23 protein-coding genes are annotated in these 22,350 nt (G+C 71.1%); 6 read left to right on the top strand and 17 right to left on the bottom strand.

The genetic code is table 11. The features are described from left to right. Nucleotides 1-136: 136 nt before the first annotated feature. From LCD31_RS15335 to LCD31_RS15320, 4 genes are all read right to left on the bottom strand, one after another. The gene (locus tag LCD31_RS15335) at nt 137-1,279 is read right to left on the bottom strand and encodes a RimK family alpha-L-glutamate ligase (RefSeq protein ID WP_224958923.1); all 1,143 of its coding nucleotides are present in this window, start codon (nt 1,277-1,279) and stop codon (nt 137-139) included. A gap of 365 nt (nt 1,280-1,644) precedes the next feature. Continuing rightward, nucleotides 1,645-2,967: an NAD(P)/FAD-dependent oxidoreductase gene (locus tag LCD31_RS15330; protein ID WP_224958922.1), complete on the bottom strand. Its 1,323-nt coding sequence runs from the start codon at nt 2,965-2,967 to the stop codon at nt 1,645-1,647. A 405-nt stretch (nt 2,968-3,372) separates the two neighbouring features. After that, the gene (locus LCD31_RS15325) at nt 3,373-3,909 is read right to left on the bottom strand and encodes a type II toxin-antitoxin system VapC family toxin (RefSeq protein WP_224958921.1); all 537 of its coding nucleotides are present in this window, start codon (nt 3,907-3,909) and stop codon (nt 3,373-3,375) included. Continuing rightward, on the bottom strand, nt 3,891-4,292 hold the full coding sequence (locus LCD31_RS15320) for a hypothetical protein (RefSeq protein WP_224958920.1): 402 nt from the start codon (nt 4,290-4,292) through the stop codon (nt 3,891-3,893). Before LCD31_RS15320 ends, LCD31_RS15325 begins: the two co-directional genes overlap by 19 nt. 104 nt (nt 4,293-4,396) lie before the next feature. Between LCD31_RS15320 and LCD31_RS15315 the strand changes: the two genes are divergently transcribed. Genes LCD31_RS15315 through LCD31_RS29125 form a run of 3 tightly spaced genes read left to right on the top strand, consistent with a single transcriptional unit; the run spans nt 4,397 to nt 5,196 of the window. Continuing rightward, a complete protein-coding gene (locus LCD31_RS15315) occupies nt 4,397-4,654 on the top strand; it encodes a hypothetical protein (RefSeq protein ID WP_224958918.1) in 258 nt (85 codons plus the stop codon). Beyond that, nucleotides 4,654-5,055: a type II toxin-antitoxin system VapC family toxin gene (locus LCD31_RS15310; protein WP_224958916.1), complete on the top strand. Its 402-nt coding sequence runs from the start codon at nt 4,654-4,656 to the stop codon at nt 5,053-5,055. Before LCD31_RS15315 ends, LCD31_RS15310 begins: the two co-directional genes overlap by 1 nt. A 15-nt stretch (nt 5,056-5,070) precedes the next feature. Continuing rightward, the gene (locus LCD31_RS29125) at nt 5,071-5,196 is read left to right on the top strand and encodes a hypothetical protein (RefSeq protein WP_255614397.1); all 126 of its coding nucleotides are present in this window, start codon (nt 5,071-5,073) and stop codon (nt 5,194-5,196) included. 2 nt (nt 5,197-5,198) lie between these two features. Here the strand turns inward: LCD31_RS29125 and LCD31_RS15305 are convergent, their stop codons facing one another. Further along, nucleotides 5,199-6,017, bottom strand: a complete 819-nt coding sequence (locus tag LCD31_RS15305) for a uracil-DNA glycosylase (protein WP_224958914.1) — start codon at nt 6,015-6,017, stop codon at nt 5,199-5,201. Here LCD31_RS15305 and LCD31_RS15300 point away from each other — a divergent pair. Both LCD31_RS15300 and LCD31_RS15295 read left to right on the top strand, forming a co-directional pair. Next, nucleotides 6,016-7,488 (top strand): S10 family peptidase, encoded by a 1,473-nt coding sequence (locus LCD31_RS15300; RefSeq protein WP_224958912.1) that lies wholly within the window; start codon nt 6,016-6,018, stop codon nt 7,486-7,488. The genes LCD31_RS15305 and LCD31_RS15300 overlap by 2 nt on opposite strands. A gap of 195 nt (nt 7,489-7,683) precedes the next feature. After that, nucleotides 7,684-8,508 (top strand): SAM-dependent methyltransferase, encoded by an 825-nt coding sequence (locus LCD31_RS15295; protein ID WP_224958910.1) that lies wholly within the window; start codon nt 7,684-7,686, stop codon nt 8,506-8,508. A 42-nt stretch (nt 8,509-8,550) separates the two neighbouring features. Here the strand turns inward: LCD31_RS15295 and LCD31_RS15290 are convergent, their stop codons facing one another. The 10 genes from LCD31_RS15290 to eno all read right to left on the bottom strand — a co-directional run bounded on the left by LCD31_RS15290 (nt 8,551) and on the right by eno (nt 20,124). Continuing rightward, nucleotides 8,551-9,552 carry an ABC transporter ATP-binding protein gene (locus LCD31_RS15290; protein ID WP_224958908.1) on the bottom strand — a complete coding sequence of 334 codons (1,002 nt, stop codon included), beginning with the start codon at nt 9,550-9,552 and terminating at the stop codon, nt 8,551-8,553. Beyond that, entirely contained in the window at nt 9,545-10,549 is a 1,005-nt protein-coding gene (locus LCD31_RS15285) for an ABC transporter ATP-binding protein (RefSeq protein WP_224958906.1), read from the bottom strand. Before LCD31_RS15285 ends, LCD31_RS15290 begins: the two co-directional genes overlap by 8 nt. 10 nt (nt 10,550-10,559) lie before the next feature. Beyond that, complete coding sequence (locus tag LCD31_RS15280; RefSeq protein WP_373689986.1) at nt 10,560-11,510, bottom strand: ABC transporter permease; 951 nt, start codon at nt 11,508-11,510, stop codon at nt 10,560-10,562. Then, a complete protein-coding gene (locus LCD31_RS15275; RefSeq protein WP_224958904.1) occupies nt 11,503-12,429 on the bottom strand; it encodes an ABC transporter permease in 927 nt (308 codons plus the stop codon). The genes LCD31_RS15280 and LCD31_RS15275 overlap by 8 nt, the downstream gene beginning before the upstream one ends. A gap of 75 nt (nt 12,430-12,504) precedes the next feature. Next, complete coding sequence (locus LCD31_RS15270) at nt 12,505-14,142, bottom strand: ABC transporter substrate-binding protein (RefSeq protein ID WP_224958903.1); 1,638 nt, start codon at nt 14,140-14,142, stop codon at nt 12,505-12,507. 206 nt (nt 14,143-14,348) lie between these two features. Further along, nucleotides 14,349-15,302, bottom strand: coding sequence for a Ppx/GppA phosphatase family protein (locus LCD31_RS15265; protein WP_224958902.1), 954 nt, complete (start codon nt 15,300-15,302; stop codon nt 14,349-14,351). 235 nt (nt 15,303-15,537) lie between these two features. Next, nucleotides 15,538-17,250, bottom strand: coding sequence for a lytic transglycosylase domain-containing protein (locus tag LCD31_RS15260; protein WP_224958901.1), 1,713 nt, complete (start codon nt 17,248-17,250; stop codon nt 15,538-15,540). A 316-nt stretch (nt 17,251-17,566) separates the two neighbouring features. Continuing rightward, a complete protein-coding gene (locus LCD31_RS15255) occupies nt 17,567-18,064 on the bottom strand; it encodes a DUF501 domain-containing protein (protein WP_224958900.1) in 498 nt (165 codons plus the stop codon). A gap of 1 nt (nt 18,065) precedes the next feature. Beyond that, on the bottom strand, nt 18,066-18,383 hold the full coding sequence (locus LCD31_RS15250) for a septum formation initiator family protein (protein ID WP_224958942.1): 318 nt from the start codon (nt 18,381-18,383) through the stop codon (nt 18,066-18,068). A gap of 454 nt (nt 18,384-18,837) precedes the next feature. Then, nucleotides 18,838-20,124, bottom strand: a complete 1,287-nt coding sequence (eno, locus tag LCD31_RS15245; RefSeq protein ID WP_224958899.1) for a phosphopyruvate hydratase — start codon at nt 20,122-20,124, stop codon at nt 18,838-18,840. Between the two features lie 278 nt (nt 20,125-20,402). Here eno and LCD31_RS15240 point away from each other — a divergent pair, with 278 nt between their 5' ends. Further along, nucleotides 20,403-20,780 carry a tetratricopeptide repeat protein gene (locus LCD31_RS15240; protein WP_224958898.1) on the top strand — a complete coding sequence of 126 codons (378 nt, stop codon included), beginning with the start codon at nt 20,403-20,405 and terminating at the stop codon, nt 20,778-20,780. A gap of 10 nt (nt 20,781-20,790) precedes the next feature. Here the strand turns inward: LCD31_RS15240 and LCD31_RS15235 are convergent, their stop codons facing one another. Further along, nucleotides 20,791-21,609 (bottom strand): lytic murein transglycosylase, encoded by an 819-nt coding sequence (locus tag LCD31_RS15235; protein WP_224958897.1) that lies wholly within the window; start codon nt 21,607-21,609, stop codon nt 20,791-20,793. A gap of 80 nt (nt 21,610-21,689) precedes the next feature. Next, on the bottom strand, nt 21,690-22,350 hold a 661-nt coding region (locus LCD31_RS15230), incomplete at its 5' end, for a lytic murein transglycosylase (protein WP_224958896.1).

Below are 22,350 nucleotides of genomic sequence, written 5' to 3'. Positions count from 1 at the left end.
GACCGGCGCTGGACCGTTCGCCACCGCCGGTTCGGACGCACCGACTCTGCCCCCGGTTCCCACCGCTCGGAAGCCGCCGAGCAGAGCAAGCCGCTCCCCCCGGTGCGCGGCGACCGGCGGACCGTGCGGCCGGCGATCACCGGTCCCACCTCGGCGCCGAGGTGGTCGCCGCGAGGTGCTCGTAGCGTTCGGCGACCCAGCGGTGCACGGCGGTGGAGACCGCGTCGTCCTGAGCCCGGTGCTCGAACCAGCGCCAGTCGCAGTTCACGTTGACCTCCAGGAACACGTGGTCGGACTCCGTGGCGAGCAGGTCGAACGCCGCCACGTGCAGCCGCCAGAAGCGGCACAGCGCCAGCAGCCGCGTCGCCAGACCCGCGGGCAGCTCGACCCGCTCCACGACCACCGAGTCCGGGTCGACCCACAGCTGCGCCGGATCGAGCTTGTCCACCCGGTAGCCGATGACCTCGTCGCCGACGACGAAGGCGCGGATCTCGTGCTCGGAGCCGACGTACTGCTGCACCAGCACCGGGGCCGGCTCGCGCGCTTCCGCGGAGTGCCGGATGTCCAGCGGCCGAGGGAAGAGCCCGCGCAGCGCGCCCGGTTCGGGTTCGAGCATGTGGTGGCCCGCGGTCTTGACGATGCACTGGCCGCCGCCCGGGCGGTTCCGGCCCGGCAGCGTGGTGACCGCGGTGCGCGGCACCCGGAAGCCGAAGGAGGCGGCGTCTCGCAGCTGCGTGAGCCGGTCCAGGTGCGCGCTGGAGCGCACCGGGTTGATCTGCTCCCAGTCGGCGCGGCCGGACAGCCAGCCGGACACCGCGCGCCACTGCTCGCGGACGTAGGCGCCGTGCACGGTCGTCGGGTCCACGGGCAGCGCCGTGATGTCGAAGTGCCGCCGCCACACGACGATCGGCCGCAGCAGCCAGCGTTCGAGCTCGATCAGCGGGGTGTCGGTGTAGACGGTGAGCGCGATGTCCAGGCACCGGTCGGCGTCGATGCGCACCATCCGGATGTTGCGTTCCGCCAGCGCGAGCGAGAGCTCGTTCATCTCCATGTCCGCGGCCCGCGCGAGCACCAGCACGCACGGGATCGGATCGCCGTCGCCGTCGTCGACCAGGTCCGCGCGGTGCACGCGCTCCTGGAAGTCGAGGCTGGTGTCGGCGGAGCGGAAGAAGTAGTCCTGACCTTGCAGCAGCAGCGGCCCGGGACGGAAGTCGGCGGCGGCGGGTCCGGTCGTGGGGCCGAACGGGTGCGCGAAGTCGTCCGCCGCCCCCTCGGTCATACCCCGGTCCTCCTGCGGTGCCGCCATCACCGGTGCGCGAATGGTCCGGCGGGTGCTGCGCTCGGTCAGTCGTCCTTCTTGCGGAACACCTCGGAAGCGGCCTGGTACTCGGCCGCGAAATCGGCGAGCGGGCCGTCCTGCACTTCGTCGCTGCGCAGCAGAGCCGCAAGTTCCTGGAGAGTCAAAGGATTCACCCCTTCCCCAACTGAGGCATCCTTTTGAGTGACGACGCCCCGACAGTCTTCGATTACCCGCTACTCATTGTCAAGGGTAGCGGGTCACCCGATCGCCTGCACGGAGCAGCCCCCACTCGTATGCGAATCACCGCGTGCTCATGGAGCACGCGGTGATCACCCGGAGTGCGGTCAGCTTGCCGCGGCCCGCTCGAAGTCGGCCTTCGGATTCTGGATCTGACCCATCGACACGGCTTCCCGCTTGAACAGGAACGCCAGCGTCCAGTCGATGACGATCCGCATCTTGCGGTTGAAGGTGGGCATCCGGCTCACGTGGTACGTGCGGTGCATGAACCAGGCGACGAAGCCCTTGGCCTTGAACCCGTAGACGTCGGCGACGCCCTTGTAGAGCCCGAGGCCCGCCACCGAACCGGCGTAGGCGTGGCGGTACTCCTTGGTGGACTTGCCACGCAGCGACGCCAGCAGGTTCTTGCCGAGCTGGTTCGCCTGGCGCACCGCGTGCTGCGCGGACGGCGCGCAGGTCGCGTTCGGGTCGGTGTCGGCCTTCGAGAGGTCCGGCACCGCCGAGCAGTCACCGGCGGCCCACACGTTCGGCAGACCCTCGACCTGGAGGTGCGAGGTGGCCCTGATCCGGCCGCGCTCGTCGAGCGGCAGGTCGGAGTTCTTCAGCACCGGGTTGGCCTTGACACCCGCGTTCCACACCAGCGTGTCGGTGTCGAACTCGGTCCCGTCGGAGAGCACGGCGTGCCCGTTCTCCACCGACTTCAGGAAGGTGTTCAGGTAGACCTGGATCCCGCGCTCTTCCAGGGCCTTGACGACGTAGACGCCCATCTTCTCGCTGACCTCGGGCATCACGCGCCCGGCGGCCTCGACGAGGACCCACCGCATGTCCTCCGGCGAGATGGACTCGTAGTAGCGGGTGGCGTAGCGGGCCATGTCCTCCAGCTCCGCCAGCGCCTCGGCTCCGGCGAAGCCGCCACCGACGAAGGTGAAGGTGAGCAGCCGCTTACGCAGCTCCTCGTCGGAGGTGTTGGCCGCCGCGTCCATCTTCGCCAGCACGTGGTTGCGCAGGTAGATGGCTTCACCGACGGTCTTGAGGCTGATGCCTTGTTCCGCCAGGCCGGGGATGGGCAGGAGTCGGGACACGGAGCCCAGCGCCACCACGAGCACGTCGTAGGGGAGCTCTTCGGGACCCGTCTGCGGGTTCTCGATCGTCACGACCTGGTCGGCGTGCTTGATCTCGGTGACACTGGCGGTGATCACATGACACCGCTTCAGGACTCGTCGCAGTGGCGCTACCACGTGGCGAGGCTCGACCGAGCCCGCCGCCGCTTCCGGTAGGAAGGGCTGGTAGGTCATGTGCGGCTGAGGATCGACCACGGTGACGGAGGCTTCACGACGTCCCAGCTTGGACTGAAGCTGAAGCGCCGTGTACATGCCGACATAGCCGCCGCCGAGGATGAGAATCCGGGTGGGTTCGGATTTACCAGCCATGCCGATATGGTCGCACCACTGGAATGGGACACGGTCCGCAGACCCCCCCTAATGTGACGCCAGTCGCGCGTGGCACTGATCACGATCGACGCGCTGTGCGCGGGCGGCTGCGCTCAGTATGCGGATCCGTCGAGCGGGAGGGCCGGAGTGCTCGCCACCCTACCGACTTTTCCGGCCGGATAGCCACCTCGCCGCAGCATCTTCCGCATTCCCGGGAGTTCGACGCCGGATCACCGCTCACCCGCGTTGACCAGGCACAGCACCGGGAACGAGCGCTTCGCGCGAGCGCGGACGGTGCCGTCGGGCCGTTCGCCCCGATCAAGAAACCGGTGCTCACAGGCGCTGAACCGGTACGGCGCAACGGATTCGCCACACCCGCCCGACCGGAGCGGCTCCGGCAACGGCTCACGCCTGCACCACGGCGATGCCCCGTCTACCGACCGCACGAGGCCCGATCTCCTCGCACGCGGGGGAATCGGCGGCCGAGCCGAGGTCGCCGCCGAGTTCCGCCGACACCCGGTCACCGCCACCTCCTGCCGGGTCCGTGAGCCCCGAGAGCAGGTGGCGCATGCCGTCCGGATCCTCGGTGAGCAGCACGACCGGACGAGCGAGCCCCAGCGCGACCGCCGCGACCATCGCGTCCACTGTGGAGTTGACCCGGTGGCCCGCCGCGCCACCGGTGGTGCAGTTCCCGCCGAGACGGGCGTCCTCCGGACGCACCGGGAGGACCTTGATCCGATCGAGCACCGCCGCGAGCTCCGACCCGGCACCGGAACCGAGCATCGCTTCGGCGAGCGTCACCGCGCTGATGACCACGTGGGCCCGGCGTGCGCGGGCGATCTCGACGTGCCCGCGGACGCGCACGTCACCGGCCGCGAGCTTGCGCACGGCAGCGGCGTCGAGCAGGAGCGTGCCGCCCGCGGCTATTCGTGGTCGGGCCATGCACACCTCGCCTTCTCCAGCACCGCCGACGGCACCGGTCCGTGTTCGCGTTCGAGCAGGTCGGCGAGCTCGGCCAGCAGATCCAGCTCCAGCTGCCGCGCGACCGCATCCGTGACGTACTGACTGAACGCGCCGCGCCCGACCCGCTGCTGCACCGCAGCCGTCAGGTCCTCCGGGATCGACACGCTCACCTTGCGCGCCCGACCCGACGACCGGATCTCCCCGGACGCTGCGGGGTGCACGACGTCAACGCCCCCTGGCGGCACCCCGGCCGACCGGTACCGCCCCACCAGTTCCGCCAACCGATCCGCGAACTCGGGCAACCGCCGCCCTTCGAGATCGGACGGCGCCGCGCCACCTCGTCCCTCTCGCTCCGCTCGCATACTCACATGCTACCGGCGGTGGCAACATCCGATCCACCCGAAGAACACTCGATCACCCCGTCGAGTGCCCCCGCAGACGGCGAACGCATGTATATTGCATGCACATGGTGGCCTTGCAGATTCGCGACGTACCCGAGGACGTGCGTGACACGTTGGTCGACAGAGCGCGCGCGCAGGGGCAGTCCCTGCAGGCGTACTTGTTGTCGCTGGTCGAAGCCGAGGCGCGCCGTTCGGAGAACCGAGCCGTCCTCTCCCGCTTCTCCGGCCGGTCGGACGGGAGCAGGGTCGCAGCGGGCGATACCGCCGATGAACTCCGCGGCATGCGCGACGAGCGCGGGCTCGACGAGAACGGCGGCGGCTAGTGCTGGTCGTGGACGCATCGGCGCTGGCCGATGCCCTGCTCGACGACGGTCCAGCAGGACGTCGGGCTCGGGAAGCACTGGCCACCGACGACCACTGGGCGGCGCCTTCGCACCTCCCCGTTGAGGTCATGTCCGTGATCCGCGGTCGGCTGCTGGGCCAGAAGATCACCCTCGAACGTGCTGAAGACGCCATGACCGCTCTGGTCGACATGGCGGTGGACGAGGTCGGCCCCGCGCGGATCCTCCCCCGCATGTGGGAGCTGCGCGGCAACATCACCGCGTACGACGCCGCATACGTCGCGGCCGCAGAGCTGCTGGGGTGCCCGCTGCTGACTGGAGATCGCAGGCTGTCCCGCGCTCGTGGTGTCCGTTGCGAGATCCGAACGATCTTCGACGCCTAGTTCGCCCTCGCTTCGGTGCTGCCGTTCGCGTTCGGGTCGTTGGCGCGGGTCAGCGGGGCTCGCACGTCGGAGGACGGTGCGGTGGTCGTGGTCGACGATCCGCACCCGGAGTTCGCCGCGGCGCTCCGCGACGTGCGGTGAGGTCAGATCCCGGCGAGCTCGCGGGCGCGGCGCAGCACGTCGCGCAGCATCTCCGGGGTGAGCGTTCCGGTGAAGGTGTTCTGCTGGCTCACGTGGTAGCAGCCCAGCAGGTTCAGATCCGCGCCGCCGTCCCGCGCCGGTAGCACCGCCTCCGCGCCATGACCGAACTTCGGGCGCGGCGACGGGACCGCCCAAGCCGCGTCGTGCAGCACCGGCAGCACCGCCTGCCAGCCGAAACCGCCCAGCACCAGCACCACCCGCACCGTGTCCCGCAGCAGCACCAGTTCGCGGGCCAGCCACGGCCGGCAGGTGTCCCGCTCGGCCGGGGTCGGCTTGTTCGCGGGCGGGGCGCACCGCACCGGCGAGGTGATCCGGGTGCGGTGCAGCACCAGGCCGTCGCCGAGCCCGTGCGCGTGCGGCTGCGACGCCAGCCCCACGTCGTGCATCGCCCGGTAGAGCACGTCCCCGGACCGGTCACCGGTGAACATCCGGCCGGTCCGGTTCGCGCCGTGCGCCGCCGGTGCGAGGCCGACGACCGCGATCGCCGCGTCCGGCGGGCCGAACCCGGGCACCGGGCGCCCCCAGTAGGTCTGGTCGCGGAACGCCGCCCGCTTCTCCCGCGCCACCTGCTCCCGCCACTCCACCAACCGGGGGCACGCGGTGCAGCGCGCGATCCGCTCGTCCAACACGCCCAGTTCGCGGGCACCGTGGGCCGCCGCGGCGGGATCGGTGACGGGGTCGTCGACCAGCTCGGAGATCACGCCTCCACGGTCGCAGAAACCTCGCCGTCCCGCGGGTTCCGGCACGTAGAGTTCGGTCATGGCAGCCACCGAAACGAGCACCGGCGAAACCGGGCAGGAAACGACGACGACCCCGGCCGAACCGACCGACGACCTGGTCAGCACGCACCACACGATCACCGCGGCGGGCGGTGAGCTGTCCTACACCGCGACCACCGGCCGCATCGTGCTGCGCGAGGAGGTCACCACCGACGGCAAGTTCGACGGGCTGAAGGCGAAGGCCGAGGTGCACCTGACCTCGTACGTCGTCGACAGCGCCGAACCGCGCCCGGTGACGTTCGCCTTCAACGGCGGTCCCGGTTCGGCGAGCGTATGGCTGCACCTGGGGGTGCTGGGGCCGCGCCGCGTGCTGTCCGGGGACACCGGATCGCTCGCCGCTCCGCCCTACGGGCTCGCCGACAACCCGGAGACCCTGCTGGCGGAGAGCGACCTGGTGTTCATCGACCCGGTCTCCACCGGGTACTCGCGGGCCGTCAACGGCGGCGAGCCCGCGGACTTCCACGGCTACCAGCGGGACATCGAGTCCGTCGGCGAGGTCATCCGGCTGTGGACCTCGCGGAACGGGCGCTGGATGTCGCCGAAGTACCTGGCCGGCGAGTCCTACGGCACGCTGCGCGCAGCGGCGCTGGCCGAGCACCTCCAGGACAAGCACGGGCTGTACCTGAACGGGCTGCTGCTGATCTCGTCGGTGCTGGACATGGGCACCATCCGGTTCACCGAGGGCAACGACCTGCCGCACGTGCTGTACCTGCCGACGTACGCGGCGATCGCGCACCACCACGGCAAGCACGGCGACCGGCCGCTGCCCGAGGTGCTGGAGGAGGCGGAGAAGTTCGCCTCCGGCGACTACGCGTGGGCGCTGTCCCGCGGCGCGCGGCTGCCCGCGTTCGAGCGCGCCGACGTCATCCGCCGCACCGCCGAGCTCACCGGCCTGTCCGAGGACTACGTGGACCGGGCGAACCTGCGCATCGAGCACCTGCGGTTCTTCACCGAGCTGCTGCGCTCCGAACGCCGCACCGTAGGCCGGATGGACGGGCGCTTCGTCGGCTGGGAGCCGGACGCCGCGGGCGAGCGGATGACCGACGACCCGAGCGTCTCCGGGATCATCGGCGCCTATTCCGCGGCCATCAACCACTACCTGCGCCAGGAACTCGACTACGCCAACGACCTGCCGTACGCGTTGCTGAGCAATCGGGTGCAGCCGTGGTCGTACAAGGAGTTCGAGGGTTCCTCGGTTTCGGTGGTGGACAAGTTGGGTGCCGCGATGCGCACCAATCCGCACCTGCGGGTGCACGTCGCCGCCGGGTACACCGATGGCGCCACACCGTATTACGCGGCGGAGCACGTGCTGGCCCGGCTGCCCATTCCCGAAGAGCTGCGCGACAACATCGAGGTCCGCTACTACCCGGCGGGCCACATGATGTACGTGCACGAGCCGTCCCGCGTCCAGCAGTCCGCTGACCTGGCCGAATTCATCCGCCAGGGCGGCTAGCGGCAGCCCCGGTGCCCGCGCATTCCAGGAATGGCTGATCACCGTGCGTTCGGAATCGGTGACGAATTGCAGCCGGACGTTTCGGTTGTGCATTCCCCTGGTTCTGGCGAGAACCGGTCAGCGCACCTGCGGTTCTGCACTTCGACCGCGGAACGGGCATGGTCAACTTCCGTTCCTTGTTGCAACATCAAAGGCATGGGCGCCAACGAGTACGACCTGTTCCGGAACATGCCCTCGGTGCCCGACACCGATCGCCCGAACTCGGCCCGCATGTACGACTACTACCTCGGCGGCTCCGCGCACTTCGCGATCGACCGCAAGGCGGCCGACGACGCGCTGGAGGTGCTGCCGCAGTCCGCGGTGTACGCGCGGGCGAACCGGGCGTTCCTCGGGCGGGTGGTGCGGTTCCTGCTCTCGGAGGGCGTCGACCAGTTCCTCGACCTGGGTTCCGGCATCCCCACCGTGGGCAACGTGCACGAGATCGCGCACCGCATCGATCCGTCGACGCGGGTCGCCTACGTCGACCACGAGCCGGTGGCGGTGGCGCACGCCCAGCGGATGCTCACCGGGCAGTCCAACGTGACGATCACCCAGGCCGACGTGCGGGATCCGCAGAGCGTGCTCACCGCGCCCGGGGTGGCCGGGATGCTCGACTTCTCCCGGCCGATCGCGGTGCTGGCCATCGCCATCCTGCCGTTCGTGCCGGACGACGAGGAGGTGCACCGGCTCGTCGCCAGCTACCGGGAGGCGAGCGCTCCGGGCAGCTGGATCGCGATCTCGCACATCTCGCAGGTGTCCGCCACCGACGAGCAGGTGCGGGTGGCGCACGAGGTGATGGCGCGGACGCCGACCCCGGTGCTGTGGCGCGACCGGGACAGCGTGCTGAGCCTGTTCGACGGGTACGTCCTGGCCGATCCGGGGCTGGTGCTCTCGCCGCTGTGGCGCCCCGATTCGCAGATCAGCTTCGGCGAGGCGGGGCAGGCGAACGCCTACGGCGGGGTGGGTCGGCTCGACGCGTGAGCGCGCGCCCCGCCCTGAGCCGGGCGGGGCGCGCTCGCGCGATCAAGCGACGACGTGCGGCCGTTCCTCCGCGAAGTGGCAGGCCGCCGGGTGTTCGCCCAGCCGCACCTCCAGCTCCGGCGCGCTCTCCGCACAGATGTCCTGCGCCTTCCAGCACCGGGTGCGGAAGCGGCAGCCCGACGGCGGGTTCGCCGGGCTCGGCACGTCCCCGGTCAGCCGGATGACCTCGCGCTTGCCGCGCAACGTCGGGTCCGGCACCGGAACCGAGGACAGCAGCGCCTGCGTGTACGGGTGCTGCGGGTGCTCGTAGATCTGCTCGTCGGTGCCGATCTCCACCATCTTGCCCAGGTACATCACGCCGACCCGGTCCGACAGGTGCCGCACCACGCCCAGGTCGTGGGCGATGAACACGTACGAGAGGCCGAACTCCTGCTGCAGCTCGCCCAGCAGGTTCATCACCTGCGCCTGGATCGACACGTCCAGCGCCGACACCGGCTCGTCGCAGACGATCACCTTCGGACGCAGCGCCAGCGCCCGCGCGATGCCGATGCGCTGCCGCTGGCCGCCGGAGAACTGGTGCGGGTAGCGCTGCAGGTGCTCGGGGTTGAGCCCCACCACCTCCAGCAGTTCCTGCACCTTGCGCTGTCGGTCGCCCTTCGGCGCCACCTCGGGGTGGATCTCGAAGGGTTCGCCGATGATGTCGCCGACGGTGCGGCGCGGGTTCAGCGACGTGTACGGGTCCTGCAGCACGATCTGCATGTCGCGGCGCAGCTTGCGCAGCTCGGCGCCGCGCATCTTGAACATGTCGCGGCCTTCGAAGGTGGCGGAGCCGCTGGTCGGCATTTCCAGCCGCATCAGCACCTGCGCCAGCGTGGACTTCCCGCAGCCGGATTCACCGACGATGCCGAGCGTCTCGCCCTTGTTCAGGTCGAACGAGACGCCGTCCACGGCGCGCACCTGCCCGACGGTGCGCTGGAAGACGATGCCGCGGTTGATCGGGAAGTGCTTGACCAGGTCCCGCACTTCGAGGATCGGCTCACTCACTGGTCATCAGCTCCTCGGCGAAGTGGCAGGCGCTGGTCCGGCCGCCCCCGAGCAGGTGCTGCTCGGGAACCTGCTCCTGGCAGCGGTCCTGGGCGCGCGGGCAGCGCGGGTGGAACGGGCAGCCGCTGGGGATCTTCATCAGGTTCGGCGGCAGGCCCTTGATCGTGTCCAGGTCCTGGCCCTTCAGGTCCAGGCGCGGGATCGACCGCATCAACCCCTCGGTGTAGGGGTGCCCGGGCTGCGCGTAGAGGCTGTAGGCGTCGGCGGCCTCGACGATGCGGCCCGCGTACATCACCACGATCCGGTCCGCGACCTCCGCGACCACGCCGAGGTCGTGGGTGATGAGGATCAGGCCCATCCCCCGCTCGCGGCGCAGCTCGTCGAGCAGGTCCATGATCTGGGCCTGCACCGTCACGTCCAGCGCGGTGGTCGGTTCGTCGGCGATGAGCAGCTTCGGGTCCAGCGCCAGCGACATCGCGATCATCGCCCGCTGCCGCATGCCGCCGGAGAACTGGTGCGGGTACTCCTTCACCCGCTGCTTCGCGTTCGGGATCTTCACCATGTCCAGCAGTTCCACGGCGCGGGCGGTGGCGTCCTTGCGGGACATGCCGCGCCGCAGCCGCAGCTGCTCGGCGATCTGGAAGCCGACGGTGAACACCGGGTTCAGCGCCGACAGCGCGTCCTGGAAGATCATCGCCATCGAGTCGCCGCGCAGCTCGCGCCGACGGGCGTCGGTGGCGGTGAGCAGGTCCTCGCCGTCGTAGCGGATGGCGCCGCCGGTGATGAAGCCCGGCGGGGTGTCCAGGATGCCCATCACGGTCTGGGCGGTGACGCTCTTACCGGAGCCGGATTCGCCCAGCACGGCCAGCGTCTCGCCGGGGTCGACGTGGTAGCTGACGCCGTTGAGCACCTTCGCGACGCCGTCGCGGGTGCGGAACTCCACGTGCAGGTCCTCGACGTCGAGCAGCCGCCCTGCCTTCTCGTCCTTGTCGGACACAGCGGTCCTCCTACTTCTGCTTCGGGTCGAGCGCGTCGCGGACAGCGTCACCGAGCATCACGAACGCCAGCACGGTGACCACCAGGAACCCGGCGGGGAACAGCAGCAGGTGCGGGGCGGTCTCGATGTAGTCGCGGGAGTCCGCGATCATCACGCCCCAGGACACCACCGGGTACTTCAGCCCGAGGCCCAGGTAGGACAACGTGGCCTCGGCGCCGATGAACCCGCCGAGCGCGATCGTGGCGTACACCAGCACCGGCGCGAGGCAGTTCGGCAGCATGTGCCGCAGGATGATCCGCGACGGCTTCGCCCCCAGGGCGCGCGCCGCCTTCACGTAGTCCTGCTGCTTAGCCGAGATCGCCGCGGACCGCATGATGCGCATCGCGATCGGCCAGGACAGCGCCGCGATCGACCCCACCACCTGCAGGATCACCCGGGTTCCGCTGGGGATGTCACCGGGCTGGTTGAAGGTGGTCAGGATGACGATGGCGCCGAGCACGAACGGCAGGCCGAGGAAGATCTCGGAGAACCGGGACAGCAGGTTGTCCAGCCAGCCGCCGTAGTAACCGCCGATGATGCCGACGACGGAGCCGATCAGCACCGTGCCCAGCGTCGCGAGCACGCCGACCGCGATGGACGCGCGGGCGCCGTAGACGGCGCGCGCGTAGATGTCCCGCCCCTGCACGTCGTAGCCGAACCAGGCGTCCGCGGACGGGCCCTGCCGCGCGTTGGTCAGGATCGCGTTGTTCGGGTCGGCGGAGGTGAACAGCTGCGGGAAGGCGACCATCAGCAGCAGCACGAAGATGATCGCCGAGGAGATCAGGAACAGCGGCCTGCGGCGCAGGTCCCGCCAGGCGTCGGCCCACAGGCCGCGCGGCTTCTCGGGCTTGATCTCGTGGGCCGCCATCGGGTCGGTCCCGGATTGCGTGGTGGTGACGACAGTGGCAGTCGGTTCAGTCATATCGAATCCTCGGGTCCAGGACCGCGTACAGGATGTCCACCAGGAGGTTCATAAGCAGGTAGACCAGCACCAGCAGCGTGACGATGCCGGTGACGGTCATGCCTTCCTTGGTGAGGATGGCCTTGTAGACCAGCCCGCCGATGCCCCGGATGTTGAACACGCCTTCGGTGACGATGGCCCCGCCCATGAGCGCACCCAGGTCGGTGCCCAGGAAGGTGATCACCGGGATCATCGAGTTCCGCAGCAGGTGCACGCCGACGACGCGGCGCGGTTCCAGACCCTTCGCGTAGGCCGTGCGCACGTAGTCGGCGCGCTTGTTCTCCATCATGCTCGTCCTGGTCAGCCTGGCCACGTAGGCCATCGACAGGCTGCCGAGCACGAAGCCCGGTACGAGCAGCTCGCCGAACGTGGGGTCCGACCCGACGGATGTCTTGATCAGCCCCAGTTCGGTGCCCAGCCACACCTTCAGCACGAACCCGGTGACGAACACCGGCAGCGAGATCAGGAACAGCGTGGAGACCAGCACCAGGCTGTCCAGGAACCCCTTGCCGCGCAGGCCGGTGACGATGCCGGCCAGGACGCCGATGACGGCCTCGATGACCAGCGCCACCAGGGCCAGCCGCACGGTGGTCGGGTAGGCGTTGGCGATCAGCTGCGAGATCTGGACGCCGTTGTAGGTCTCGCCGAAGTCCCCGCTGAACAGCTGCGCGAGGTACTTGAAGTACTGCACGACGAGCGGGTCGTCCAGGTTGAACTGCTCCGTCATCTCCTTGACGTACGACTCCGGGCAGGGCCGCTCACCGCACTTGCCGGCGAACGGATCACCCGGGACGGCCCACACCATCGCGTAGATGAGGAATGTGGTGCCGATGAAAACTGGGATCAACTGCAACAGCCGTCGCAGTACGTAACGTCCCACCGGTCCTCCTGTGCACGAAGAACGCGGCCCGGCCCCCCCCCGGGGGGGGGGGGGGCGCCGGGCGCCTCGCTCTGCTTACTGCTGCTTCAGCGTCACCGACGTCAGGTCCAGCTTGCGGAACGGCGTCGCCTTCGCTTCGGCCAGCCGCTCGGTGGAGAAACCGGCCTGGACCGGCTGCGTCCACAGCGGGATCACCGGCATGTCGTTGGCCAGCAGCTTCTCCGCGTCCGCGTAGAGCTTGTTGGCCGCTTCCACGTTCGGCGCGGCGTTGGCCTTGTCCAGCGCGGCGTCGAAGGCCGGGTTGGAGTACTCGCCGTCGTTCGAGGACGCACCGGTGCGGTACAGCTGCGTCAGGAACGTCTCGATGTTCGGGTAGTCCGCGACCCAGCCGGTGCGGTACATGCCGGTGAACTCGCGGGCGTTGGCCTGGCGGCGGAACTCGCTGAAGGTGGGGGTCGGCGTGTACTGCACGTCGATGCCCAGGTTCTGGCGGATGCTGGACGCGACCGCCTCGGACCACTCGTTGTGGCCGCCGTCGCCGTTGGTGATGATCGTCAGCGTGCCGTCGAACCCGCCGGCCTTGGCCAGCAGCTGCTTGGCCTTCTCCGGGTTGAACGTGCAGTACTCGCCGCACTGGCCGGGCACGAAGCCCTCGACCGACGGGGAGGTCCAGCCGTCGGCGGGCTGGCGGCTGCCGGCGAAGATCTGCTGGGTGATCGTCGGGCGGTCGATCGCCATCGAGATCGCCTTGCGCAGGTCCGGGTTCTTGAAGCGCTCGTCGTAGAGCGGGAACGCGATGTTCTGGGTCAGCAGACCCGGCTTCTCCTGGGCACCTTCGCCGAGGTCGGCGCGCCACTTGTCACCGGTGAGCGCCGAGACCGGCACCTGACGGATGAAGTCGAGGTTGCCCGAGACCAGGTCCTGGTAGGCGGTGTCGAGCTCGTCGTAGACCTTGAACTCGACCGCGCCGACCTTGGCCTTGTCGTCGCCCTTGAACTCGTCGTAGCGGGTGACGGTGAGGCTCTCGTTCGGCGACCGGGAGTCGAACTTGAACGGGCCGTTGCCGATCGGCTTGTCCTCGAACCCGTCCTTGTCGGTGTAGAACACCTCGGGCAGCGGGTAGAACGCCGAGTAGCCCAGCATGGTCGGGAAGATCGCCAGCGGGGCCTTGAGCTCGACCTGGAACGTGTTCGGGTCGAGGACCTTCAGCCCGGACATCGTCTCGGCGGTCGGCTTCGGGGCCTCCTGCGGGCCGCTCGCGCCGTCCGGGTCCGCGGGGTTGACGTCGTCGTAGCCCTTGATCTGCTCGAAGAAGCTCGCGCCCTGCTGCCCGTTCGGGCCGTAGGCGGTGTAGTTCCAGGCCTTGACGAAGCTGTCGGCGGTGACGGGGGACCCGTCGTGGAACGTCCAGCCCGGCTTGATCTTGATGGTGAACGACTTGTTGTCAGGCGAAGGAGTGATCTGCTCCGCCATCTCGTTGCTCACCGAAGCGTCGTCCGGCGAGTACTTGACCAAGCCGGAGAAGATCGAGTCGATGACGTTGCCGCCGTTGACCTCGGTGGTGTTGCCGGGGATCAACGGGTTCTCCGGCTCGCCCCACTCGACGGTGACCGTGTCCGCCGACGCCGAACTCCCGCCGCCACCGCAGCCGGAGGCCAGCAAGGCCACCGCCAGCGGGGCCGCCAGCATCGCGGCCAGACGTCCCTTTCGCATGCGTCCTCCCACTTCCCACGCGCGCCCCTGCGAGGATTTCTCGGGGTCACACCTCGCGGCGACGATGTTCACCACCGCGATAGATGAGCGTAAACATAAATGAGAAACCCCCACCCGCAGTGCCCCGTCACAAATCCGTCACTTTCTGGTTCGATCCAGAAACCAACCTATCCACACGCCGGAGGCGATCGACCACACTCTGAGAACTAGCTGATAGACAGGGCGATCCCGTCCAGGATGTCGTGCTCGGACACCGCGACCGCATCGATCCGGGCGCGCTCGGCCAGCTCGTCGGCGAGGACCTTGACGACGAGCGCACCACCACTGATCACGTCGACCCGACCCGGGTGCATGGAACCGATCGCAGCGCGTTCTTCATGAGTCATCGCCAACAGCTCCGAAGTCGTTTCTCCGAGCTGTTTCTGGGATAAACGGGAAAGGTGAATTGCCGCGGGATCGTAAACCGGCAAGTTCTGCGCCACCGCGGACAGCGTGGTCACCGTTCCGGCGACTCCGACCCAGGTCCGGGCGCCGGAGGCGTCCACCGCGGCGAACGCCTCGTCCAGGATGCCGCGAGCGACCCGCTCGGCCTCGGCGACGTCCGCCGCGGATGGCGGGTCGGTGTGCAGGCAGCGCTCGGTGAGCCGCACGCAGCCGACGTCGGCGGAGAAGGCCGCGTCGATCCGGGCCTGCGCGCCGTCCCAGCTCCCCACGACGAGCTCGGTGGAGCCACCCCCCACGTCGGTGACCACGAACGGGCCGTCGGCGGGGTCGAAGTCACCGACCGCACCGATGAACGACAGGCGCGCCTCCTCGTCCCCGGTGATCACCTCGGCGTCGACGCCGAGGGTCTCGCGCACCATCGCGAAGAAGACGTCCCGGTTCGCGGCGTCGCGGGTCGCCGAGGTCGCCACCATCCGGATCCGCTCCACGCCCTTGCGGCGCGCGATGGCCGCGTAGTCGACGAGCGCCGCCCGGGTGCGCTCCAGCGCTTCCTCGGCGAGCCGGCCGGTGGCGTCGACGCCCTGGCCGAGCCGGACCACCCGCATCTCGCGGTGCACGTCGCGCAGGTCGCGGACGCCGTCGGAGCTCGCGGTCACGTCGGCCACCAGCAGCCGGATCGAATTCGTCCCGCAGTCGATCGCGGCCACCCTGGACATGGGCTTCTCCTCGCTCTGGTCGGTGCTCCGGAGCGATTGCCCCGTTCCTCGATCGGCGACCACGCTAGCGGCTGCCGGGGAACGGTTCGGCGCGGACTCACCGGCGGCGTGTCGGCGCAACCCGGGACGGCGGACCGGCACCGGCCGGGTGAACGACTTCCGCCGCCGGTCAGGCGGTGCGGACCGACCGGTCCACCCTCGGGCGAGATTCGAGCTCACTCACCTGATCGGATGATCATGGGCGGGGCTTGAAGTCGGCGGGCACCTCGCACGCCTGCAGCGGACCGGTGGACGCGGGCCGCACGAGCACGACCTCGCCGGGCTTCGCCTCCCCCGGATCGCTCGTGCCCGCCTCCAGCCGAGGGGCGGCGGTCTCCCCGCCGCGCAGGACGAACCGGCCTTCGTCGAGCGCGCCGACCTCGCACGGGTCCAGGACGCCCGCGGCCTCCGGGAACGTCGAGGAGACCGGGGTGCTCGGTTCGGTCGGGTCGGTGCTCGGCCGGGAGGTCGGCTCCGAGGTCGCGGACCCGGGCGGGCGCGGTCCGGCCGTGGGTCGCCCTGGGTCGGCGGACGGCGGGGCGGTGCTCGACGGGACCTCGTCCGGGTTCGAGGGCTCCCCCGTCGCGGACGGCCGGGACGGCTCCTCGCTGGACGGCTGGGCGCCGGAGGTCGGGCCGGGGTCGCTCGGTTCCTCCGACGCCGGGGCACCGGGTTCCGTCGGGGTCGGACCGGCGGACGGCGGCGCATCGGACGGCGGGGCGTCCGAAGGCGGCCGGTCCGAAGGCGGCTGATCCGCAGGCGGGACCGAACCGGACGTCGGCGGGGCGGACGGGTCCTCCGGGTCCGAGCTCTCCGCGGGCGCGGGTGCGGGCGAGGTCGCACCGTCCTCCGGCGCCGGCTCGTCCGGCCGCCCCGGTTCCGGCGGTGCGTCCGCACCGGGGTCCGCGGTCGACGCCCCCGGCCAGGTGGGCCGCGCGGCCTCGTCCGGCGCGGGCGGCGCGCCGGGTGACGGCGGGGTCAGTGCCGACGCGCCCGAGCCGGGCTCCGGCGGCGCGGCGATCACCTGCTCCGGCCGGGCCGCGGGCAACCTGCTGCCCGCGAGCACGTCGCGCCCGTCGGGTTCCGGCAGCGGCTCCACCGGCTGCGGGAACGCGCCGTCCGCGTAGGCGTCGGCCCAGGTCAGCACCGTGCGCACGTAGTCGTCGGAGTGGTTGTAGCGGAACACCGCCTCCGCCAGCGCCCGCCGTTCCCGCAGGTCTCCACCGGCGCTGCACAGGTAGGCGCCCGCGGTGGCCGCCGCGTCGTGCACGTTGTGCGGGCTGAGCTCGCCGTCGTCGTTGCCGTCGAGGGCGTACTCGTTCCAAGTGCCGGGGATGAACTGCATGGCGCCGACGGCGCGGTCCCACACCGGGTCGCCGTCCAGGCTGCCGCCGTCGGTGTCCGGGATGGCGGCGACGCCGGGTCCGCCGCTGAGCCGGGGCCCGAGGATCGCGGAGAGGGCGTTGCCGTCGACGTCGACCTCGCCTCCGCGGGCGTGCGCGGATTCGATGCGGCCGATGGAGGCGAGCACCGACCAGTGCACGCCGCAGCCCGGGTGCGTGCCGACGAGCCGGTCGGCGGCACCGACGTAGGCGGCCATCATCGGCTCGGGGATGTCGAGTCGTCCGCTGGGCTGGTCGTCCGGCGGACCGGGCAGGCGCTGCGGCCGGCCCGCGAGGTCGAGCAGTTCGGTGCTGGGTTCGCGGGTCTGCGGCAGGTGCCCGCTGGCTCCGTAGAGCCCGCTGTCCGGGGCGGATTCGGCGCGCCCGTCGCGCACGGTCGGCGGCGGCAGCGAGAGCAGGGTGCTGGAGGCGGCGACGAGGAGCAGCGTGGGGGTGAGCGCGGTCGCGGCGCGCCACCGGCGCCGGTTCCGGCGGCGAGCGGTGGGACGGGTGTTGCGAACTGCCACGGTGCCTCCAGCCCCCACGAGATCGTCCGCGCTCGGGGCATCGCCACCGGCGCTGGATCCGTCACCACGGTGGCACGAAGCGGCGCGTCACGACTCTTGCGCTCACTCGATCGAGTGGCATTAATAGCAGCTTCGATCATGCTCTGTGATCAAGCCAGCTGATCGAACACGATGGAGTCGATCTCCGCAGGCCGAGGCCCCGCCGCACGCGGTTCCGCCGGCACTGCGCGAGAGGCACCACCCCAGGAGTGAGTGCTCCGGCGACGCGCGCCGCCGCCCCGCGACCGCAGCGGGCCGGGCGACGACGCGCAACCGATCAGTCCGCGGGCTCGGGCGCCTTCTCCGGCCAGCGGCGCTCGATGATCTCCAGCGCCTCGTCGCCGAACGGGTTCACCCCGGGCCCCGTGGCCAGCGAGTGCGCCACGTGGACGTGCAGGCACTTCACCCGGTCCGGCATGCCGCCCGCCGTGACCCGGGTGCCCAGCGACTCGATCGCGTCCCGCTCCGCCAGGTAGGACTCGTGCGCGGCGCGGTAGCGCTCCGCCAGCTCCGGGTCCGCGGCGAGCCGGTCCTGCATCTCACGCATCAACCCCTCGGCCTCCAGCGTGGAGCAGTGCGCCACCAGCCGCGGCGAGGTCAAGTAGTACAGGGTCGGGAACGGCGTGCCGTCCTCCAGGCGCGGGTGCGTCTGCACCACGGCCGGCTCCCCCGCCGCGTCGCGCGCCGCCACCGCGCGCAGCCCGCGCGGCGGTCGGCCCAGCTGGCGGGCGATGCTGTCGCGGTCGCTCGCGGCGACCGCCGAAGTGTTGCTCACGTCAGTTCCCTGTCAGCGACTTCCACAGATCCGAGTACCAGGCGCCGTCCTCCTCCGGTTCCGGCGCCGTGGGCGGCGTGGCCGGTCGGCCGGGCAGGTCCACGATGTACGGCGTCTCCCCGGGCCGCACGTACCCCAGCCGGGAGCGGGCCTCGGCCTCCACCCGCTCCGGGTCGGAAAGCTGCGCCTTGCGCAGTTCCAGTTCGCGCACCTGCTGGACGAGCTCGGTGCGCTGCTGCTCCTGCGCGGCGAGTTCACCGCGCTGGCTCAGGTAGGTGCGCAGCGGCACGGACACGCTCAGCGCCATCGCGCACAGCAGCAGCGCCAGCAGCGCCGCCCGCCGCGTCGAGGAGAGCTTGAACGCGCCCGCGGTCTCCGAGCGGGATCCGGTCTTCGACCGCGGGGGGGGGGCCCCCCGGGGGGGCCCCCCCGGGGCCGGCCCCCGGGGGGGGGGGGGGGGGCGCCCCCCCGGGGGGGGGCCCCCCGCCCCCCCGCCCCCCCCGGCGGGGGGGGCCGGCCCCCCCCCCCCCCGGGGCCCCGGGGGGGGCCCGGGGGCCCCCCCCGGGGCCCCCCCCCCGCGGCGCCCCCCCCCCGCGTCCCGGACCGCTTCGCGGTGGTCTGCGCCTCCGAACGGCGGCGCGCACCGTTCCCGCGCGTCGACGAGGAACCGTCCCCGCGACGGCGCTGCTGTCGATCAGAAGATCGCCCGCTCGGCATCGTCCGCACCCGTCGTCGTGGTCACCCGGCCTCGCGGACCGCTGGTGACCAGGATGTCACGCCTCCAGGTTGAGCCGCGGGAAAGCCAGCTCACCCGCGTAGCGGGCGGCGTCCCCGAGCGCTTCCTCGATGCGCAGCAGCTGGTTGTACTTGGCGACCCGCTCGCTGCGCGCCGGGGCACCGGTCTTGATCTGGCCGCAGCCGGTGGCCACCGCGAGGTCGGCGATCGTGGTGTCCTCGGTCTCGCCGGAGCGGTGGCTCATCATGCTCTTGTAGCCGCAGGAGTTCGCCAGGTTCACCGCGTCCAGCGTCTCGGACAGGGTGCCGATCTGGTTGACCTTCACCAGCAGCGCGTTGCCCGCGCGGCGGTTGATGCCCTCTTCGAGGCGCTCCGGGTTGGTGACGAACAGGTCGTCGCCGACCAGCTGCACCCGCTCGCCGAGCTCGCTGGTCAGCTGCACCCAGCCGTCCCAGTCGTCCTCGCCCAGCGGGTCCTCGATGGAGACCAGCGGGTAGTTGTCGAGCAGCTCGGTGTAGTAGCCGGTCATCTGCTCGGCGCTGCGCTTGGCCTTCTCGAAGGTGTAGGCGCCGTCCTCGAAGAACTCGGTGGCGGCGACGTCCAGCGCGAGCACGATGTCGGTGCCCAGCTTGAACCCGGCCTTGTCCACGGCCACCGCGATGAGGTCGAGGGCCTCGCGGTTGTTCGGCAGGTCGGGGGCGAAGCCGCCCTCGTCACCGAGCCCGGTGGGCAGGCCCTTGGCCTTGAGCACCGACTTCAGCGCGTGGTAAGTCTCCGCACCCCAGCGCAGCGCGTCGGAGAAGGAGTCCGCACCCACCGGCGCGATCATGAACTCCTGCACGTCCACCCCGGTGTCGGCGTGGGCGCCACCGTTGAGGATGTTCATCATCGGCACCGGCAGCACGTGCGCGTTGGGGCCGCCGACGTAGCGGAACAGCTCCAGGCCCGCCGAGTCCGCGGCGGCCTTCGCGACGGCCAGCGAGGCGCCGAGGATGGCGTTGGCACCGAGCCGGGACTTGCCCGGGGTGCCGTCGAGGTCGACGAGCTTCTGGTCGACGACGCGCTGCTCGGTCGCGTCCAGGCCGGCCAGCTCCGGGCCGATCTCGTCGAGGACCGCTTCGACGGCCTTCTCGACGCCCTTGCCGCCGTAGCGCTCGGCGTCGCCGTCCCGCAGCTCGACCGCCTCGTGCTCACCGGTGGAAGCGCCCGACGGGACGGCCGCGCGGGCCAGCGTGCCGTCTTCCAGTGCCACTTCGACCTCGACGGTGGGGTTACCGCGCGAGTCCAGGATCTCGCGGGCGCCGACCTGTTCGATGATCGCCACGTGTGCTCCTAACCAGGGTTTGAGGTATGGGCGGCCCGCCCCGCCTCGCCCGTGCGCGCGAGCGGGCGCCGATCGCCCCACGACCGCCCCCGAGCCTATCGGTGGGCGCGAGGCCGGTGCGGCCGACTTCGCGCACGCCACACCGCGCACGTCCGCCGGAACGGCCGAGATCGCCCCGGTGGCCACGCGCGGTGATCGCCGGCGGCCTGGACGGGCCCCGGTGACATCCGCTCGGCCGTCGAGGAACACCGGGCTCGGCACGTACCGTTGAGCGGACCATGAGCAGCGAAGGCACCGTTGAAGCGTTCCGCCGGGCGGAGAGCCTGGTCGCCCAGCGCCGACCTTGGGAAGCTCTCCGCGCACTGCAACCCGTGCTCGACATCGCCGAGGACAAGCCCTCCGTCCAGCTGCTGCTGGGGAGGGCTTACCTGTTCACCGCCCAGTTTCGCCGGGCCGAGGCCGCGTTCCTGCGGGTGATCGAGCTCGATCCGTCCGACCACTACGCCCGGCTGGTGCTGGGCCGCACCCTGCAGCGGCAGGGACGGCTCCGGGAGGCACGCAGCCAGGTCCAGCTGGCGGCGGTGATGAATCCCGACCCCGCCTACCAGGAGGCGCTGGGCGAGATCAACGCCCGGCTGGCCACCCGCGGCGGCTGAGCCCCGGGGTTCATCCCCGGCGGCTCGCGGCCGCCGAGTAGCTCTCCGCGATCGCGTACACCTTCTGCCCGTACTCCACCGAGTTGTTGTACGACATCACCGCGCCCCACCAGCCGGCGCCGGTGGTCAGGTCGCGCCCGCTGGAGCACAGGTAGCGCGCCGCGGCCATCGCCGCGTCGTCCAGGTTCTGCGGGTCGCCGATCCCGTCGCCGTTGCCGTCGGTGGCCCACTTGCGCCAGGTGGACGGGATGAACTGCATCGGGCCGACCGCCCGGTCGTGCACCGGGTCGCCGTCGAGCGCCCCGCCGTCGGTGTCGCCGATGGCCCGCACGCCGGGAGTGCCGTCCAGCGCCACGCCGATGATCGGGCTGGAGGGCACCGCGTCGTCGCCGAGCACCCGGTTCCCGTAGCGCCCGTGGTTGGACTCGATGCGGCCGATCCCGGCGAGCATGGCCCAGGAGATGCGGCAGCCGGGCTGGTACTGGCGCATCGCCAGGTCCGCGTTGACGTAGGAGATCAGCGCTCGGGACGGCACGTCCGCCGAGGCGGCGACGTGATCGGCCCATTCCCGCACCGGGTCTTCGCCCGCGGGCGCGGACTGCTGCGCGGGCTCGGGGACGAGGGGCGCGGCGGAGCCGGGCAGCACCGGCGCGGGTTCCACCACGACCTGCTCGGGCGGTGGGCCGGCCGCGGGTGCGGCTTCGGGCCGGGTGAGGGTCGAGGCCAACGCGACCCCGGCGCCCATCGTGGCGACGAGGGCCAGCGCCACGGCCAAGCGTCCGACGGCGGCGGCCACTCCGCGCAGCCGGGAGGCGGTCGGGTCGGTCACGCGATCAGGCTACTTGCCGGTAGTCGCGAGAACTAGGAGCGAACACGAATCGACCATCCGCCCTCGGACCAGGGACTCGATCAGTCGGTGCCGAAGAGGGTGCGGCTGGTCTTGCCGTAGTGGTCCGCGTGGTCGAGCACGTCCTGCCCGTAGTCGTGGCTCTCGTTGTAGTCGAGCAGCGCGACCCAGAACCGGTCCGGGTCCTGCAGGTCGCCGCCGACGGTGCACAGGTACTCGGCGGCGGCGAGCGCGGCGTCGTCGATGTCGTTGGGGTCGGCGACGCCGTCGCCGTCGGCGTCCACGGCCCACCGCTCCCAGGTGGTGGGGATGAACTGGAGGGGCCCGATGGCCCGGTCGAAGACGGGGTCGCCGTCGAGCCTGCCGCCGTCGGTGTCCTCGATGCGCTTGACGCCGTGGCTGCCGTCCAGCGGCAGGCCGATGATCGGGATGGTGGGTCTGCCGGTCTCGTCGAGGCGGGCGCCGCCGTAGCGGCCGTGGCTGGATTCGATGGCGCCGATCCCGGCGAGGGTGGTCCAGCCGAGCCCGCAGCCGGGGTGGCTCTGCGCGACGGCTCCGGCGGCGTAGCCGTAGGCCTGCAGGGCGGCGCGGGGGATGTTGAGCTCGTCGGACATCGATTCGGCCCAGGCGGTGAGCTGCAGCTGGGGCCGTTCCGTGGTGGGCAGCGGCGGGCCGCCTTCGGGCAGCACCCGGACCGGGGGCGGGTCGACGCCGCCGTCGGGG

Origin of the sequence: Saccharopolyspora sp. 6M (assembly GCF_020176775.1) — a bacterium.
Lineage (GTDB): Bacteria > Actinomycetota > Actinomycetes > Mycobacteriales > Pseudonocardiaceae > Saccharopolyspora_C > Saccharopolyspora_C gregorii.
This window is presented reverse-complemented; position numbering and strand designations above follow the sequence as displayed.

Bases quoted from the DNA above. Each gene is read 5' to 3' on its own strand.
- LCD31_RS15335 (WP_224958923.1), bottom strand. From the start codon at position 1,279: ATGACCGAGGGGGCGGCGGACGACTTCGCGCACCCGTTCGGCCCCACG.
- LCD31_RS15330 (WP_224958922.1), bottom strand. From the start codon at position 2,967: ATGGCTGGTAAATCCGAACCCACCCGGATTCTCATCCTCGGCGGCGGC.
- LCD31_RS15325 (WP_224958921.1), bottom strand. From the start codon at position 3,909: ATGGCCCGACCACGAATAGCCGCGGGCGGCACGCTCCTGCTCGACGCC.
- LCD31_RS15320 (WP_224958920.1), bottom strand. From the start codon at position 4,292: ATGCGAGCGGAGCGAGAGGGACGAGGTGGCGCGGCGCCGTCCGATCTC.
- LCD31_RS15315 (WP_224958918.1), top strand. From the start codon at position 4,397: ATGGTGGCCTTGCAGATTCGCGACGTACCCGAGGACGTGCGTGACACG.
- LCD31_RS15300 (WP_224958912.1), top strand. From the start codon at position 6,016: ATGGCAGCCACCGAAACGAGCACCGGCGAAACCGGGCAGGAAACGACG.
- LCD31_RS15305 (WP_224958914.1), bottom strand. From the start codon at position 6,017: ATGACCGAACTCTACGTGCCGGAACCCGCGGGACGGCGAGGTTTCTGC.
- LCD31_RS15295 (WP_224958910.1), top strand. From the start codon at position 7,684: ATGGGCGCCAACGAGTACGACCTGTTCCGGAACATGCCCTCGGTGCCC.
- LCD31_RS15280 (WP_373689986.1), bottom strand. From the start codon at position 11,510: ATGACTGAACCGACTGCCACTGTCGTCACCACCACGCAATCCGGGACC.
- LCD31_RS15270 (WP_224958903.1), bottom strand. From the start codon at position 14,142: ATGCGAAAGGGACGTCTGGCCGCGATGCTGGCGGCCCCGCTGGCGGTG.
- LCD31_RS15265 (WP_224958902.1), bottom strand. From the start codon at position 15,302: ATGTCCAGGGTGGCCGCGATCGACTGCGGGACGAATTCGATCCGGCTG.
- LCD31_RS15240 (WP_224958898.1), top strand. From the start codon at position 20,403: ATGAGCAGCGAAGGCACCGTTGAAGCGTTCCGCCGGGCGGAGAGCCTG.